Here is a 15,459-nt window from a genome sequence, read left to right as displayed (position 1 = left end):
CAATCTTAGCCACGCATGAAAATTAGTAAGACCACAAAAATCGGTATACTCACTGTGGGTAGCCTCGCGATACTTATCTGGGGAATCAACTTCCTGAAAGGACGTGACCTGTTCAAATCAGAAAAAATATATTACGCCCGTTATCATAACGTCGGCGGCCTCGAGGCCTCATCAGATGTACGGCTGAACGGCTTCAAAGTAGGTTATGTCAGCGACATCTATTTTAAGGAAGATCGCTCCGGTGATCTCATGGTCAAACTGGCCATCAACAAGAACTTCGAAATCCCTAAAGGAACCGTAGCTGAAATTGTCAGCACAGACCTTCTGGGCTCACGTTCGGTAAAGTTGACGATGGGAAAAAGTCAACAGTATTACCAACCATATGATACACTTCGTACTTCCGTAGAGGCTGACCTGAAACAACAGGTAAGTGAGGAGCTAGCCCCGATTAAAGCTAAGGCTGAAAACCTGCTCGGTTCGCTCGACTCTGCAATCACGGTAGTTACTTATGTATTTAATGACAAAACCCGGGACAATCTGCGGGAAAGCTTCGCCCACATCAACAATACCATTCTTAATCTCGAACAAACATCCAAGAACCTGAACTTGCTGGTGGCCGCCCAGAAAGAAAACATGGCCTCCACCATCACCAATTTGAGAAAGATAAGTGAGACGTTGAACAACAACGCTGACAATATTAATAATATCATGAAAAACCTGTCGAACGTAAGCGATACACTTTCAGCACTGCAGCTGCAAGCCTCGTTGAGCAAGTTCGACGATATGCTCACCAACCTGGATGAGATTATGACCAAAGTGAATAACCAGGATGGAAGTTTGGGATTACTGGTAAATGATCCGATGCTGTATAACAATCTTAACCGGATAACTCAAAACCTGAACCGGTTGTTGATCGATTTACGTCAAAATCCGAAGCGTTTTATCCACTTCTCTGCATTCGATCTAGGCAAAGAAATTTATCTCACTCCTAAGCATACATCGCAACCTAATGAGAATGTGAAATTTAGGGTTCTACTGGTAAGCAGCACTTCAGCAATACCTATGGAATCAGCTCTGTTTAAACCATTTAAGGATGTCGAAGAGGTCAAATCAGGTAAGTACTTTAACTATTTTGTCGGGAACACATCATCGATTGAGCAAATTAGAACTATTTTAAATAAGGCGCAAAATGTCTTTCCCGACGCCTCGATCGTGGCATTCAAAAATGGTAAAAAAATCAGATTAGAAAGAGCGTTAAAAAAGGTTAACAAATAAATTTCATTCCAATTTCATTTTTTTTAAATTCGATAGCTGAATAAAATCGGAAATAGCCTCCCGGTAACCGAGCCTGCCGCATCACTACCGGGAAGATTCCAAAAACCAGCTTAGCGAATGAATTCACAAAAATCTACTTACCAAGATTTTGTGGCTCATGCTAGAACTCAAATAATTGACTACTAGATAGTTAATTTATTTTATTTTTTTTACTTTTTTAATAAACTGAAGTCTAAACCGATACTAAAATGCAAGAGTCGATGGAATTTTTTTCAGGCTAATTTTTTATAACCTTTGTCTTGGGAAATGGAAATAATAACAAAGTTGAACTTCTTTTAAGCCTGCTGCCTAAATGAACAACGACCATGAAAAGGCCTGGGAAAATTGCCTCAGGATTATTAAGGACAACGTTCCTGCCATTAGTTTTCGGACATGGTTTGAACCTATTGTTCCGGTAAAATTGGAAGAGAATGTATTGACGATTCAGGTACCGAGTCCGTTTTTTTACGAGTACCTTGAAGAGCAATACATTGACATTTTACGTAAGACCCTGCGAAAAGAGCTCGGGACTGGAGCCAAGTTGGAGTACAGTGTTGTGGTTGACAACAACAATACTGTTAACAGCAAGCCTTATACCGTGAAGCTGCCGACAAACAACAACAAGAAAATTAAAAACCGGCCGCTTTCAGCTCCCCTCACGCAAGAGGAAAAATCTATCAAGAATCCGTTCGTGATTCCCGGCATCCAGAAGTTGCACATCGATCCGCAACTAAAGATGGATAATACCTTCGATAATTTTGTGGAGGGCGAATGCAACCGGCTGGCCAGAAGTGCCGGTTTCGCGGTAGCACAAAACCCGGGAGGAACAGCTTTCAATCCCCTGATGATTTACGGTAATTCGGGACTTGGGAAAACCCATTTGGCGCAAGCCATCGGGATTGAAGTAAAAGAGCGGTACCCCGAAAAAGTAGTGCTCTACGTAAATGCCAACAAATTCCAGACACAGTTTGCGGAAGCGACGCGGAACAATAACCGTAACGATTTCCTGCACTTCTATCAAATGATTGACGTATTGATTATTGATGACGTGCAGGAATTCGCCGGCAAGGAAAAGACACAGGAAACATTTTTCCACATCTTTAACCATCTGCATCAAACCGGAAAACAGCTTATCCTGACATCGGATAAGCCACCGATTGAACTGAAGGGACTGGAACAGCGTCTTTTGTCGCGATTCAAATGGGGATTGACTGCTGATTTGCAGATCCCCGATTTTGAGACCCGCATGAACATCTTGCGGAAGAAAATCTACAAAGACGGTATTGATATACCCGAAGAAGTCCTCGAGTACATTGCTTCGCATATCAACACCAACGTCCGTGAACTGGAGGGAGCCTTGATTTCGCTCCTCGCCCAGGCAACCCTGAACAAAAAAGAGATTACGCTCGATCTGGCCATCAAGATGGTGAACAAGCTGGTGAAAAATACCCGGCGCGAAATCTCCATCGATTTTATTACAAAGGTAGTGTGTGACTATTTTGGTATGCCAATCGACAGTTTACAGGCCAAAACACGGAAACGTGAAATTGTACAGGCCCGGCAGATTGCCATGTTCTTTTCGAAGAGCATGACCAAATCGTCGCTGGCGTCCATCGGTTCGCAAATTGGCGGAAAAGATCACGCGACCGTGCTACATGCCTGCAAAACGGTAAGTAATCTGAAAGATACGGACAAAAACTTCAGGGTATACATCGACGAAATTGAACGCAAGCTGAAGATGTAATGCTTCATTAAGTGATGAAAAAGCAGGCCTCCGGGTCTGCTTTTTTTTATATTTTCGTGTCCGTAAAAGATCGCAAATCCATGCACTACCTGCTGTTAAGTATTCTGTCGTCGACGCTTATCTTTTTCATATTCAAATTCCTGGAAAAGTACAAAGCCGACCTTTTTCTCGTCATTCTGCTGAATTACATCACCGCGTCGGTATTAGGATTCCGGCTGGTTCCTCATTTGCCTTCGGTAACTACGATAGTAAAAGCTGGCTGGCTTCCCTATGCTCTTTTGATTGGCATCCTTTTTATTGCCATCTTCTTTTTGATAGCCCGCTCTTCGCAAAAGGCCGGGATTACGATTACGGCGTTGGCGGCCAAGCTTTCAATGGTTGTACCCATCCTCTACTCCATTCTGTTCTTTGGCGAACGGGTAACCATCTTCCGGATAATCGGAATTGCAACTGCTATACTGGCCGTGCTTTTGGCCATTTATAAACGAAACGGAAAAACCAATTGGAATGCCGTTTTATTGCCGGTCGTCATCTTTCTGGGTACCGGAGCGGTTGACTCAATGGTGAAATACGTTCAACAGGTTTACGTAAGAGGAACTACAACGGCTGTTTTTACGACTATCCTGTTCGCTACCGCGGGAATAATTGGCTTGGTAGTAACCCTCTTTAAACGGCCTGGCTGGAAAGAGTTCTTCCGCCTTCCCGTTATTGCCGGAGGAATTTTCCTGGGAGCAGCCAATTTCGGTTCGCTCTATTTTATGATCCATGCGCTTTCGTACAGCGGATTGGCCAGCTCGGTGGTTTTCGGCCTGAACAACATGTGCATCGTTGCCTTCTCCACCATTCTCGGCATGCTCTTCTTCCGCGAAAAGCTGAGTACTGTTAACTGGACCGGGATTATTCTCTCATTCATCAGTATCTTTATCCTCGTTTACATTTGATTCATGGAAACAACCGATACATATCTAACCATTGCCGAACCATCAGAAGGGCTGTACAAGGATAAGGGAAGTAAATTCATCGCTTATGCTTATCCCGTTTTCACGGAAGAGGAAATCAAGGAAATTCTGACCGAGCTTAAAAAGAATCATCACAATGCTCGTCATCATTGCTACGCCTGGCGGCTTGGAGCCGATATGGAACGTTACCGGGCCAACGACGATGGTGAACCTTCGGGCACCGCTGGTCGTCCCATTCTCGGGCAAATTCGATCAAAAGAGCTCACCAACATCCTCATTGTAGTGGTTCGCTATTTTGGAGGAACGCTGCTCGGCGTTAGCGGGCTCATCAAAGCATACGGAACCGCTGCCGAAGACGCGCTGGAACAAGCAGAAATCATCGAACGCGTCGTGGAAGATTTGCTCGAAGTGAAGTTTGAATATCCTGCGATGAACGACGTAATGACCATTATCAAAGACGACAATCTGGAGCAACTGGAGACTCAGTTTGAACTGTCGTGCCGCATTGTGCTGGCCGTGCGTCAATCGTTGAGCGGGACCATCACTGACAAGCTATCGTCGCTGGAACAAACTAAGGTCGAGCGCATTGGCGTTCGATGAACAATTTGTGAATAAGTTTTGAGTTGAAATTGAAATATTTCAAAACCAGTTTCCCTATCTTTGTCTCTAATGAAGCAAGAACAGCCATTAGCAATTGATAACATTCGGTTGTACGAACCATTTCGCTTTCGAAATAAACTCAGGCGATGGGAAGGGCGTTCTCTTCATTTCTTCGCAGATCGATCATTTCGACTAAAGATATTTCTTTCAAAAGAAACCAACAGAGCCATTTTCAATTGGAACTGTTGGTTTTTTTTTGTCCGCAATTTTAAAACACCATTCATTAACTTGTAAACGTAGCTCCAATGAACGCACAAAATCTGATTTCAATTACCGACTTTTCGAAAGAAGAATACATGCGCATCATGGAATTGGCGGCTGATTTTGAAGCCAATCCCGATCAGCGACTTCTTGACGGAAAAGTGGTAGCCACCCTTTTCTTTGAACCATCCACCCGCACCCGCTTAAGTTTCGAAACGGCCATTAACCGTCTGGGTGGAGAAATCATTGGTTTTACCGATTCGTCCTCTTCCAGTGTCACCAAGGGGGAATCATTGCACGACACCATTAAAATGGTGAGCAACTACGCCGATTTGATTGTGATGCGCCACCCGCTGGAAGGAAGTGCCCGCTACGCTTCCGAAGTGTCGGACGTGCCGGTCATCAACGCTGGTGACGGTGCCAATCAGCATCCCACTCAAACCCTGCTCGACATGTATTCTATCGTGAAAACGCAGGAGACGCTCGACAACATCAACCTGTTTATGGTAGGTGACCTGAAGTACGGAAGAACAGTGCATAGTCTGCTCATGGCGATGTCGCATTTCGACAATCCGATTTTCAACTTCATCGCACCACCGGAACTGACCATGCCCAATGAGTACAAAATGTACCTTCAGTCGAAAGGCCTGCGCTATTTCGAGCACACTGAGTTCACTGACATCATTAGCGAAGCCGATATTATTTACATGACGAGAGTCCAGAAAGAGCGCTTCCCTGACCCGGTTGATTACGAGAAGGTGAAAAACGTTTACATCCTGCGCAACAAGATGCTGAAACACACCAAGGACAACCTGCGAATTTTACACCCGCTGCCCCGTGTGAATGAAATTCATACCGATGTAGACAGCAATCCGAAAGCCTACTATTTCGAACAGGCCCGAAACGGCGTTTACACCCGTATGGCTATTATCGCTCATTTGTTGAACCTGAAATAATTCCCGAACACAATGAAAAAGCAATTAAACGTAAGTGCCATTAAGCAAGGTACCGTTATCGATCATATCCCCACCACTGCCCTTTTCAAAGTAATTTCCATTCTGAAGCTCGACGAATGCAAAGACATGGTCACCTTTGGAAACAACCTGGACAGTAATGTGATGGAAGGGAAAGCCATCATCAAGGTGGAAAACCGTTTCTTCAAAGACAAAGAAATTAACAAAATTGCGCTGGTAGCTCCGCATGCCAAGCTCAATACCATCAAAGACTACGAGGTCGTGGAAAAATACGTGGTCGAAATTCCGGACGAAATCCAGGATATCGCACGTTGCTTCAATCCGAAGTGCATCACGAACAACGAAAACATCGACACACATTTCGAGGTAATTTCCAAATCACCGGTAGCTTTGAAATGCCATTATTGTGAAAAAATCACCCATCAGGATCAGATGGATATCAAATAGAATTGTCATCTTTGGACTTCCGGTTGAACCGGAAAACGAAATGCTAATTTTTTGATACCATGCAAACTGATTTTCAAAATATCCTGAATGGCATAAAACCGCTGTTCGATGCTTCGAAGAGCCGTGAGCAACTACTGGCCGACATCTGCGCCAAACTGAAAGAAGAGGTCTACCACTACGATTGGGTCGGCTTTTACCTGTTGGATGAAAGCAACAACCAACTGGTCTTAGGTCCGTATGTTGGCAAACCAACGGAACACACCCATATCCCGGTAGGAAAAGGCGTATGCGGACAGGTTGCTGAAAGCGGAAAAAGCAAAGTAGTGCAGGACGTAAGTGCCGAAAACAATTACATTGCCTGCAGCATCGATGTACAAAGTGAAATTGTGGTTCCGGTTATGAAAAACAGAAAATTTGTGGCCGAAATCGATATCGATTCGCACTCGGCCGGACCATTTACCGACGAAGACGAGCAATTTCTCGGAGCCATTTGCAAAATGGTAGCCGAACAATTTTAAGAACATACCTTTTCAAAATAAGAAAGGCTGTCCCACATCGGAACAGCCTTTTATTTTTGGTGATTTTTTCGCTTAACGAATGCGGTCGATGGAGCGAACCAGCGCTTCATCACGGCCGATGCTACGAATAGCCAGGTACGTCAACACCACGGCAATTAACGGCATTACCAGGCTGGGCTCAAAGCTAAATTTTCCGTCGAGCAGTTTGGCGCTGTGCGATGCGAAATAGTAGATAACGCCCGACAAGCCAATCATCAGCAGGATATTGAAAACCGACAGCCGAATCTGACGAATCCGTTTCTTGAAGGAGAAAATAGTAACCAGGTTCACCAGCACAATAATTCCCAGGAAAACCTGAATAGCAAGACCGCTGTAGAGAATCTCCGGGTCTTTGGCTCCCTGCAGGTAAATTCCCGCTTTGTCGAAAACGTAAATAGAACCGTCGCTCCCGACTATTTCGGCAAACGGCACAAAAAACAGGGCCACTATTAACAACAGTGCTCCCAACAGATAAATGGACTGTATTCGTTGTAACATGGTTATTCTTTTTCCTGCAAAATTAATCTTTCGCCGCTAAGCATCAACAGAAATCGACCGATTAGTTATTGTTCAAAATCAACGGCAGACCATTATCTCCGGCACCAATCACAATCACCTTGGAGTTTTGTGAATTGGCCAATTCCAACGTCGCCTCAATACCGCGCTGCTTCAATATTTTATCCGTCAACGATTTATTGATGATATCGTTGTATGCAGCGATACCTTCAGCCTGAATCCGTTTCCGTTCAGCTTCGCTTTTCTCTTTCTCCAGACGGAATTGATAAGCCAGCGCTTCCTGCTCCTGCTTCAGCTTGCTCTCAATCGCCATTTTAATCTCGTTAGGCAGATTAATGGAGCGAATCAACAGAGCACGTAAGTCGATGTTATTTTGCTCCATCACTTTCCGGGCTTCATCGATAATAGCGGACTCCACCTCTGACCGTTTGGTCGAATAAATCTCCTCGGCAGTGTAGCGGCCCGCTACGCGCCTGACAGTTGAACGAATTTCAGGAATAATCAGCTGGTCAATGTAGTCCTTACCGAAGGTTTCGTGCAGGTATCCAATGCGATTATGAACCGGATTGAAACGAATGGAAACGTCCATTTTGATGGACAAACCATTTTTATCGAGCACGTCCATTGTTTCTTCACGCTTCTTTTCCTTCACGTCATAAACGAAGAGTTTGTTCCAGGGAGCAATCATATGGAATCCGGGGAGATAGACATGTTCCTTATCCAATCCCGTCGAAAACTTCCGGAAGATAACGGCGCGTTCGCCAGGTTCGATGGTAAAAAACATACTACTACTGAAAAAAACAACAACGACAACAACAATAGCAGCAAGAATAAGATAGGATCGTTTAAAATTCATACGGTTATTTTAAGTGATTAGTTTGAAATTTCTGTTTGAAACGAAAAATGGTCAGGTACGTCGAAAAATACTGAAAAAGCAGGTAATTCGTAGCTTTGAAATTATGATTATTTTTCGATAGTTTTGGATATACAACAATTTTGAACAAATCTATGAAAAAAATAAAAGCATCTGAGCTTATTATCAATCCCGACGGGACTATTTTTCATCTGCATCTCAAACCTGAGAATCTTGCTGAAAACATTATTTTAGTGGGAGATCCGGGACGTGTAAAGCTGGTTTCTTCATTTTTTGACAACATTGAATCGACATCCGAGAACCGGGAGTTTGTATCGGCAACCGGGACATTTCGCGGCAAGCGGATTACGGCTTTATCGACCGGAATTGGAACCGATAATATCGACATCGTAGTAAATGAGCTGGATGCGCTGATGAATATCGATTTGAAAACCCGCACAGTCAAAGAAGAGCATACGGCACTGAACATTGTCCGCATTGGCACATCCGGTGCACTTCAGGGCGATATTCCGGTTAATAGCTACGTTGCTTCGCAGCGCGCCATTGGTTTTGACGGTTTGATGAACTTTTACGCCGGACGTGAAACCTTTGCCGATGTAGATTTCGAAAAAGCCTTTAAAGAACACACGAGTTGGAACCCGCTGTTGACTTCGCCGTATGTAGTGGAAAGCGATTCAGAGCTCTTCAAGAAGATTGTCGGGGAAGACATGGTACCCGGAGTAACTATTTCGGCACCGGGATTTTATGGTCCGCAAGGCCGCGAGCTTCGTCTGCCGACAGCTGATCCGGAATTGAATGACAAAATTGAGTCTTTCCGTTTTAACGGAATGAAGATAACCAACTACGAAATGGAGTGCTCGGCGATTTACGGACTGAGCCATCTGCTGGGTCACCACGCCCTCACTATTTGTGCCATCATTGCGAACCGCGTAACGCGTGAAGCGAATGAAAATTATAAACCAGTGATTAAAGACCTGGTGAAAACCGTGCTTGAACGAATTGTTATGTAAATCCGAACAATGGATAAGCAGTTACAGGCCATGATTTCGCTGCTGGAAGACCCGGAAAAAACGGTTTATGAAGCAGTGCTACAGGAGTTGATGGAAATTGACCCATTGTTAATTCCCGAGTTGGAAATCGCGTGGGAAAATGCCAACACCCTGCAACAACAGGATCGGCTCGAAAAAGTGATTGCACACCTCCGGTTCCGCAAAGTAGCTGACCGTCTGAGAAGCTGGAATGAGTCTGAACTCCCATCCTTTCTGGATGGTTGGATCATTGTGAGTCAAATCCAGTATCCCGATCTGGACTCGAAAGACGTGGAAACCCAGGTGCAGCAAATTGTCACAGATGCGTGGCTGGAGATGAATGAGTCGTTAACCTCGCTCGAAAAAACCACCATCCTGAACCATGTACTTTTCGAACTATATCATTTCGATTTGAATGTGGCTAATTTTGGCGCGCCACAAAACTGCTTTATCAACGATTTACTTACTTCCCGTAAGGGAAACCCGTCCACGCTGACATTATTCTATTGCCTGGTAGCCAGAAAGCTGCAATTACCCATCTATCATCTGAATTTGAAGCGGGTATTGTTCCTGGGATATTACGACCCGGAGATGTCGAAGGAAGCTTTTGGCACCACGTCTTCTCCGATCCTTTTCTACATCAATCCGGCAAACAAAGGAGCCATCATTGGTCACAAGGAGATGGATTACTACCTGAGTCGGCAGCAATTGGAAATAGGTTCGGATATTATTATGGACGACCGTTTTTGTCTGAAAGGACTCATTGATAGTTTGCAGGATGCCTACCGGGCAACAGGCGATGAGGAGAAAATAAAACAGCTGGATGTATTAAAAGAGATTATTACCGCATAAAAAAAGAGCTTCGAAAATTCGAAGCTCTTTTTTGTATATGGTATTGTTACTTATTTCGCATAATTCACTGCACGAGTTTCACGAATCACCGTGATTTTCACCTGTCCGGGATACGTCATTTCATCCTGGATTTTCTTGGCGATATCGTACGAAAGTTCTTCAGCCTCCTTATCAGTCAGCTTATCACTTCCCACAATCACACGCAGCTCACGACCGGCCTGGATTGCATAGGTCTTCATTACACCCGGATAAGAAAGCGCCATGGCTTCCAGATCCTTCAGACGTTTGATGTACGATTCAACAGCTTCACGACGGGCACCCGGACGAGCACCAGAAATCGCGTCACAAACCTGAACGATTGGTGCCAGCAAGCTGGTCATCTCAATCTCGTCGTGGTGCGCACCAATAGCGTTCGTCACAAGCGGCTTCTCTTTGTACTTTTCGGCCAGCTTCATACCAAGAATAGCGTGTGGCAATTCCGGCTCGTCATCCGGCACTTTACCGATATCGTGCAACAGTCCGGCACGTTTGGCCTGTTTCGGGTTCAACCCAAGCTCAGAGGCCATAATAGCGCAGAGGTTGGCTGTTTCACGCGAGTGTTGCAACAAGTTCTGTCCGTAAGACGAACGATATTTCATTTTACCGATCAAACGAATCAACTCAGGATGCATTCCGTGAATACCCAGGTCGATACAAGTCCGTTTTCCGGTCTCGATAATCTCTTCTTCAATCTGCTTCTTCACCTTGTTTACTACCTCTTCAATGCGGGCCGGGTGAATACGTCCGTCGGTGACCAGTTGGTGTAAAGCCAAGCGGGCAATTTCGCGGCGTACCGGATCGAACGCAGAAAGAACAATTGCTTCCGGCGTATCATCGACAATAATTTCAACACCGGTAGCTGCTTCCAACGCACGGATGTTACGTCCTTCACGACCGATAATACGACCTTTGATTTCGTCGTTCTCGATGTGGAAGATGGTAACTGAATTCTCAACCGCAGTTTCAGTAGCAACTCGCTGAATAGATTTGATAACAATCTTTTTGGCCTCCTTATTGGCAGTCATCTTGGCTTCATCCATAATTTCCTGGATGTACGACATTGCCTCGGTTTTGGCCTCATTTTTCAGTGAGTCGGTCAATTGAGCTTTTGCTTCTTCAGCAGACAAACCCGAAATTGATTCCAGTTGTTCCACCTGCTGTTTGTGCATTTTGTCAAGCTCTTCACTCTTCTGCTCAACCATTTCCATCTGAGCACTGAGGTTCTCGCGAATTACCTCTACCTCTTTCCGGGTAGTTTCAAATTCCTTCACTTTACGCTGCAACTCTTCTTTGCGTTGCAGGAAATTGCTTTCGCGCTGTTTCAGTTTGTTCTCAGCACCGGTAATCCGCTGATTTTTCTCGTTGATATACTTTTCGTGCTCCGACTTGAGCTGAATAAATTTTTCTTTTGCCTGGAGCATTTTCTTCTCCTTCAGCATTTCGGCCTTGGCTTCGGCCTCGCCGATGAGTTTGTTTTTCTTTTTCTTAAGTGCCTTGTCCCAAACATAGTAGGAAATCACTCCTCCTAATATTAAGCCAACAACACCAGCTATGATTGTCATTGTCATGTCACAATTTATTAATAGTTCAATTTTACCAAAAAACCCGCAATTTCAACTTCTCTCAATCAAATTCCTTAATTGAAAGAAGACAAAATGCGGGCAAATATCATTAATTAAACTGACTTAATTAACTTTCCTTTTCCAGATATTCTGCTAAAAAATCGTTTAGTTCTTCCAGTTCTTCAACCAATGGCGAAATATCATTTCGTTTCTCAACTTCAAGCATCTGAATTACAAACTGCAAAGTTGCCATCGACAAACAATCCTGGCTGTCTTTATTGGCATAGCGCTGCTTGTATTGCAGTACCTTGTCGTTAATAATTTTCGCCGCCTTCCGTATCTTTTCCTCGTCGTTGCGGTCAATTCGCAACGGATACCGACGGTCGGCTATATTAATATTGATTGAAAGCTTATCTTCCATTTCAGCAGGTGGTATTACTTATTTAACATAGCAATACACTTATCTATTTCCCGCACTATTCGGTTAATCTTGATACGGGCATCGTGCGATTGACCATCAGACGCCAGTAACGACTTAGCAAATTTCAGTTGTTCGTTTTTTTCAGTCAACTCTTCGTTGCGACTGCTCAACAACCTGATTTGATCCTGGAGTTGAACCTGTTCTTCCAGGAGACGATAGTTCTCACTTTTCAACGTTTCACAACGCCGAATAAGCTTATCGATTTTCTCCTTAAACTCTCCTAATAAAACAGTTTCACGTTCTGTCATACTTCAGGATTTCCTACACAAAGTTAATATTTTAATCAAATCGAAAAAATTTCGTTACACATAATGCTAGTATGGTCGGTGTAAAGTTTTTATTTTCGTGAGATAAACTGAAAGGGAAAGAGAATGAAGCTATTTACACCGCTTTTTGTGCTGTTATGGATATGGTCATTTCAGGTTTATGGTCAAGAGGCCCCTCCACCACCCGATGAACCACAGAAGTTAATTCCTCCCATCAAACCACCAATTTCCCTTTCGGGTAATTTTGGAGAACTACGCCCCAATCACTTTCATTCCGGGCTCGATATGCGCACCGGCGGTCATACAGGCCTTCCGGTTCATGCAGTCGCCGATGGGTATGTTACACGCGTAGCAATCTCTCCCACCGGCTATGGCCGTGCTGTTTATATTAATCATCCAAACGGAATCACTTCGGTATATGGCCACCTGGAGCGCCTGATGCCACATTTACAAAGATATATAAGGCGAATTCAGTATAAACGGGAACAGTTTGCTGTGAATCTTACCATTCCCCGTGATTCGTTTCCGGTGAAACAGGGAGATGTAATTGCCTGGTCGGGAAACGCCGGCAGTTCAGGAGGTCCGCATCTGCATTTCGAAATCCGTGACACGCAAACTCAGCGTCCGCAAAACGGCCTGAAGTGGCACTTTCCGATAAAAGACAATATGCCGCCCAAAATGATTTCGCTTTACGCTTATTCCTTTCCTTCAACCGGCATGTACAATCACAAGCGATACTCAACCGTCTACTATTCGTCGGAATATCACCTGAAAGGAAATCCGGTTTTAAAAGTGAGCGGTCCGACTGCCTTTGGTATACAGGCTGTCGATTACCTGAATGCAAGCTGGAGCAAATGCGGTATATACAGCGCGTTACTGGTGGTCGATCAGGATACCATCTTCGGTTTTAAGATAAACGATATCTCTTTTACTGAAACGCGTTACGTGAACAGCCTGGCTGACTATGCCGAGCGCGAACGATACGGACGTTGGGTTCATCGGCTCTTCCGCCAGCCGGGAAATAAGCTCGACATATACACCATCGATAAAAACAACGGCATTGTCAATTTCACGGATGACAAGATCCACCAGGTGAAAGTAATTACCGCTGACGCTTATGACAATAAGTCAACACTTGAATTCCAGGTGCAAAGCACACCGCCCGATAGTACACAGCGACAGAATAACGGCGCCCGGATATTTTCGTACGACAAAGACAATTACTTTCAGGCAGATAACCTGAAATTGAAAGTACCTGCTGGAGCCTTGTATGATGATTTGGCATTTCATTTCAAGGAAGAAGCCACACCCGAGGGATGCTATGCCCCCTTGCAGGAAATTCAGGATAAATATACGCCGCTACAAAAGCCTATTCGCGTGTCTATTAAGCCGGACAGTCTTCCTGATTCGCTGGAAAGCAAAGCACTGCTCGTCATTCTCGACCCGGATGGCCAGAAATGGAGCGCCGGTGGTGGATATTCCGATGGCTGGATCGTAGGTTATCCGCGCTATTTTGGAAATTTCAGCGTGGCAGTGGACACCGTTCCTCCCACGATTCGTTCACTTAGTATTAAAGAGCACAAGCACCTCGTGAATCCAAAGCACATCCGGTTCAGAATCAAAGATAACCTTTCGGGAATCGCAACCTACCGGGGCGAAATCGACGGAAAATGGGCACTATTTGCCTACGATCCCAAATATGATTTACTAACTTACACGATTGACCCGACCCGTCTGGAAATGGGAAAAACCCACCAGTTGAAACTCACGATAACCGACGCAAAAGGAAATCAATCGGTATATACGGCAACCTTCTATAAATGAAAGAAAGTATTATTGCATTAGGTCTAATGTCAGGCACTTCGCTCGATGGAATCGACCTGGCATTGTGCCGTTTTGAGCATACGAACTCCGGCTGGTCATTTCTCATAGAAGCCGCCGAAACCGTTCCCTATTCTGCCGAATGGCAGAAAAAACTAAGAGAAGCGGAAAAAAGTACAGCGCAAGAAATCTTGCTACTTCATAACGAATATGCCCGGTATACCGGAGAAGTCATCAACCGATTTCTGCAAGGAAAAACGATGCCACAACTTATCGCATCGCACGGGCACACCATCTTTCATCAGCCTAAAAAACAGTTCACGTTTCAACTGGGAAACGGAACGATAATCGCAGCCGAAACCGGCATCAAAACCATTGCCGACTTCCGTAACATGGATGTGGCACTCGGCGGCCAGGGAGCTCCGCTGGTCCCGATAGGTGACCGCCTGCTTTTTGGAGAATATGAGTACTGCCTCAATCTGGGCGGTTTTGCCAACATCTCGTACGAGGAAGAAGAACAACGCATTGCCTTCGACATTGGTCCCGCTAACATCGTGCTCAATTATCTGGCCCAGCAAAAGGGGCAAGAATATGATAAGAACAGCCTCATCGCGAAAAGCGGACAAGTAGATAATGCTCTGCTGAACGAGCTGAATAATTTGCCCTTTTACGCAGAAAAACCACCCAAATCGTTAGGCAAAGAATGGCTCGACAGCGAAATGATTCCTTTACTGCAGGGATATTCACTTTCGTTAGCCGACCAAATGAGGACGCTCTACGAACATGTTGCTATTCAAATTGGCCAGGCCATCCGCCATCCAGGGAAAATGCTGGTTACCGGAGGTGGCGCACGCAATCCCCTGTTGATGAATCGCATTGCCGCATGTTCTAAAGCAGAAGTCATTATTCCCGAGAAGGAGATCATCGATTTTAAGGAAGCACTCATCTTTGCCTTCCTGGGCGTATTGGCCAACCGGCACGAAATCAACTGCCTTTCTGCTGTTACCGGAGCTTCCCGCGACAACACCGGTGGAACCATTTACTTACCATAAGACAGAGAAAACCTAACAAATATCATATAAAAAGGTCGTACAGTGGGCGTTTGCCGCAGTAGCCCATTCATTTATTTTCCTATTTTTGTCAAAAACGAAAAAATTCCTTTCT

General features: G+C 44.8%; 16 protein-coding genes. 11 read left to right on the top strand and 5 right to left on the bottom strand.

Annotated elements, in window-relative coordinates; genetic code table 11:
- Positions 1-15 precede the first annotated feature (15 nt).
- The 7 genes from AC060N_RS06455 (at position 16) to AC060N_RS06425 (ending at position 6,817) form a co-directional block, all read left to right on the top strand.
- Positions 16-1,275, top strand: a complete 1,260-nt coding sequence (locus AC060N_RS06455) for an MlaD family protein (protein ID WP_106542028.1) — start codon at positions 16-18, stop codon at positions 1,273-1,275.
- 352 nt (positions 1,276-1,627) lie between these two features.
- The gene (gene dnaA / locus AC060N_RS06450) at positions 1,628-3,058 is read left to right on the top strand and encodes a chromosomal replication initiator protein DnaA (protein ID WP_106542029.1); all 1,431 of its coding nucleotides are present in this window, start codon (positions 1,628-1,630) and stop codon (positions 3,056-3,058) included.
- A gap of 80 nt (positions 3,059-3,138) precedes the next feature.
- Positions 3,139-3,999, top strand: a complete 861-nt coding sequence (locus AC060N_RS06445) for a hypothetical protein (protein ID WP_479526360.1) — start codon at positions 3,139-3,141, stop codon at positions 3,997-3,999.
- A 3-nt stretch (positions 4,000-4,002) separates the two neighbouring features.
- Positions 4,003-4,617, top strand: coding sequence for an IMPACT family protein (locus AC060N_RS06440; protein ID WP_479526359.1), 615 nt, complete (start codon positions 4,003-4,005; stop codon positions 4,615-4,617).
- 305 nt (positions 4,618-4,922) lie between these two features.
- The gene (gene pyrB, locus AC060N_RS06435) at positions 4,923-5,834 is read left to right on the top strand and encodes an aspartate carbamoyltransferase (RefSeq protein WP_106542032.1); all 912 of its coding nucleotides are present in this window, start codon (positions 4,923-4,925) and stop codon (positions 5,832-5,834) included.
- A gap of 12 nt (positions 5,835-5,846) precedes the next feature.
- A complete protein-coding gene (gene pyrI / locus AC060N_RS06430; protein WP_106542033.1) occupies positions 5,847-6,299 on the top strand; it encodes an aspartate carbamoyltransferase regulatory subunit in 453 nt (150 codons plus the stop codon).
- A 59-nt stretch (positions 6,300-6,358) separates the two neighbouring features.
- The gene (locus AC060N_RS06425) at positions 6,359-6,817 is read left to right on the top strand and encodes a GAF domain-containing protein (protein WP_479526358.1); all 459 of its coding nucleotides are present in this window, start codon (positions 6,359-6,361) and stop codon (positions 6,815-6,817) included.
- Between the two features lie 72 nt (positions 6,818-6,889).
- On the opposite strand, the gene AC060N_RS06420 is transcribed toward AC060N_RS06425, so the two are convergent.
- Positions 6,890-7,354 carry a DUF4293 domain-containing protein gene (locus AC060N_RS06420; RefSeq protein WP_106542035.1) on the bottom strand — a complete coding sequence of 155 codons (465 nt, stop codon included), beginning with the start codon at positions 7,352-7,354 and terminating at the stop codon, positions 6,890-6,892.
- A 61-nt stretch (positions 7,355-7,415) separates the two neighbouring features.
- Positions 7,416-8,228, bottom strand: a complete 813-nt coding sequence (locus AC060N_RS06415) for a prohibitin family protein (RefSeq protein WP_153638442.1) — start codon at positions 8,226-8,228, stop codon at positions 7,416-7,418.
- A gap of 152 nt (positions 8,229-8,380) precedes the next feature.
- On the opposite strand from AC060N_RS06415, the gene AC060N_RS06410 reads away from it, so the two are divergent.
- On the top strand, positions 8,381-9,256 hold the full coding sequence (locus tag AC060N_RS06410) for a nucleoside phosphorylase (RefSeq protein WP_479526357.1): 876 nt from the start codon (positions 8,381-8,383) through the stop codon (positions 9,254-9,256).
- Between the two features lie 9 nt (positions 9,257-9,265).
- Entirely contained in the window at positions 9,266-10,126 is an 861-nt protein-coding gene (locus tag AC060N_RS06405; protein ID WP_479526356.1) for a transglutaminase family protein, read from the top strand.
- A 50-nt stretch (positions 10,127-10,176) separates the two neighbouring features.
- Here the strand turns inward: AC060N_RS06405 and rny are convergent, their stop codons facing one another.
- From rny to AC060N_RS06390, 3 genes are all read right to left on the bottom strand, one after another.
- Positions 10,177-11,733: a ribonuclease Y gene (rny, locus tag AC060N_RS06400; protein WP_479526355.1), complete on the bottom strand. Its 1,557-nt coding sequence runs from the start codon at positions 11,731-11,733 to the stop codon at positions 10,177-10,179.
- Positions 11,734-11,854: 121 nt separating this feature from the next.
- Positions 11,855-12,148 (bottom strand): cell division protein ZapA, encoded by a 294-nt coding sequence (locus tag AC060N_RS06395; RefSeq protein WP_025863943.1) that lies wholly within the window; start codon positions 12,146-12,148, stop codon positions 11,855-11,857.
- A 14-nt stretch (positions 12,149-12,162) separates the two neighbouring features.
- Positions 12,163-12,456: a hypothetical protein gene (locus tag AC060N_RS06390; RefSeq protein WP_025863942.1), complete on the bottom strand. Its 294-nt coding sequence runs from the start codon at positions 12,454-12,456 to the stop codon at positions 12,163-12,165.
- Between the two features lie 123 nt (positions 12,457-12,579).
- Between AC060N_RS06390 and AC060N_RS06385 the strand changes: the two genes are divergently transcribed.
- Together AC060N_RS06385 and AC060N_RS06380 are read left to right on the top strand one after the other, a co-directional pair.
- Positions 12,580-14,298 (top strand): M23 family metallopeptidase, encoded by a 1,719-nt coding sequence (locus AC060N_RS06385; RefSeq protein ID WP_479526354.1) that lies wholly within the window; start codon positions 12,580-12,582, stop codon positions 14,296-14,298.
- Positions 14,295-15,347, top strand: coding sequence for an anhydro-N-acetylmuramic acid kinase (locus AC060N_RS06380; RefSeq protein WP_479526353.1), 1,053 nt, complete (start codon positions 14,295-14,297; stop codon positions 15,345-15,347). The genes AC060N_RS06385 and AC060N_RS06380 overlap by 4 nt, the downstream gene beginning before the upstream one ends.
- Positions 15,348-15,459 lie beyond the last annotated feature (112 nt).

It is taken from the genome of Prolixibacter sp. DSM 2831, from assembly GCF_056493735.1.
The sequence above is the reverse complement of the archived record's forward strand: the minus strand, read 5'-3'. Positions and strand labels throughout refer to the sequence as shown.

Coding starts and splice junctions, on each gene's coding strand:
- AC060N_RS06455 (WP_106542028.1), top strand. CDS start 16: ATGAAAATTAGTAAGACCACAAAAATCGGTATACTCACTGTGGGTAGC.
- dnaA (WP_106542029.1), top strand. CDS start 1,628: ATGAACAACGACCATGAAAAGGCCTGGGAAAATTGCCTCAGGATTATT.
- AC060N_RS06445 (WP_479526360.1), top strand. CDS start 3,139: ATGCACTACCTGCTGTTAAGTATTCTGTCGTCGACGCTTATCTTTTTC.
- AC060N_RS06440 (WP_479526359.1), top strand. CDS start 4,003: ATGGAAACAACCGATACATATCTAACCATTGCCGAACCATCAGAAGGG.
- pyrB (WP_106542032.1), top strand. CDS start 4,923: ATGAACGCACAAAATCTGATTTCAATTACCGACTTTTCGAAAGAAGAA.
- pyrI (WP_106542033.1), top strand. CDS start 5,847: ATGAAAAAGCAATTAAACGTAAGTGCCATTAAGCAAGGTACCGTTATC.
- AC060N_RS06425 (WP_479526358.1), top strand. CDS start 6,359: ATGCAAACTGATTTTCAAAATATCCTGAATGGCATAAAACCGCTGTTC.
- AC060N_RS06420 (WP_106542035.1), bottom strand. CDS start 7,354: ATGTTACAACGAATACAGTCCATTTATCTGTTGGGAGCACTGTTGTTA.
- AC060N_RS06415 (WP_153638442.1), bottom strand. CDS start 8,228: ATGAATTTTAAACGATCCTATCTTATTCTTGCTGCTATTGTTGTTGTC.
- AC060N_RS06410 (WP_479526357.1), top strand. CDS start 8,381: ATGAAAAAAATAAAAGCATCTGAGCTTATTATCAATCCCGACGGGACT.
- AC060N_RS06405 (WP_479526356.1), top strand. CDS start 9,266: ATGGATAAGCAGTTACAGGCCATGATTTCGCTGCTGGAAGACCCGGAA.
- rny (WP_479526355.1), bottom strand. CDS start 11,733: ATGACAATGACAATCATAGCTGGTGTTGTTGGCTTAATATTAGGAGGA.
- AC060N_RS06395 (WP_025863943.1), bottom strand. CDS start 12,148: ATGGAAGATAAGCTTTCAATCAATATTAATATAGCCGACCGTCGGTAT.
- AC060N_RS06390 (WP_025863942.1), bottom strand. CDS start 12,456: ATGACAGAACGTGAAACTGTTTTATTAGGAGAGTTTAAGGAGAAAATC.
- AC060N_RS06385 (WP_479526354.1), top strand. CDS start 12,580: ATGAAGCTATTTACACCGCTTTTTGTGCTGTTATGGATATGGTCATTT.
- AC060N_RS06380 (WP_479526353.1), top strand. CDS start 14,295: ATGAAAGAAAGTATTATTGCATTAGGTCTAATGTCAGGCACTTCGCTC.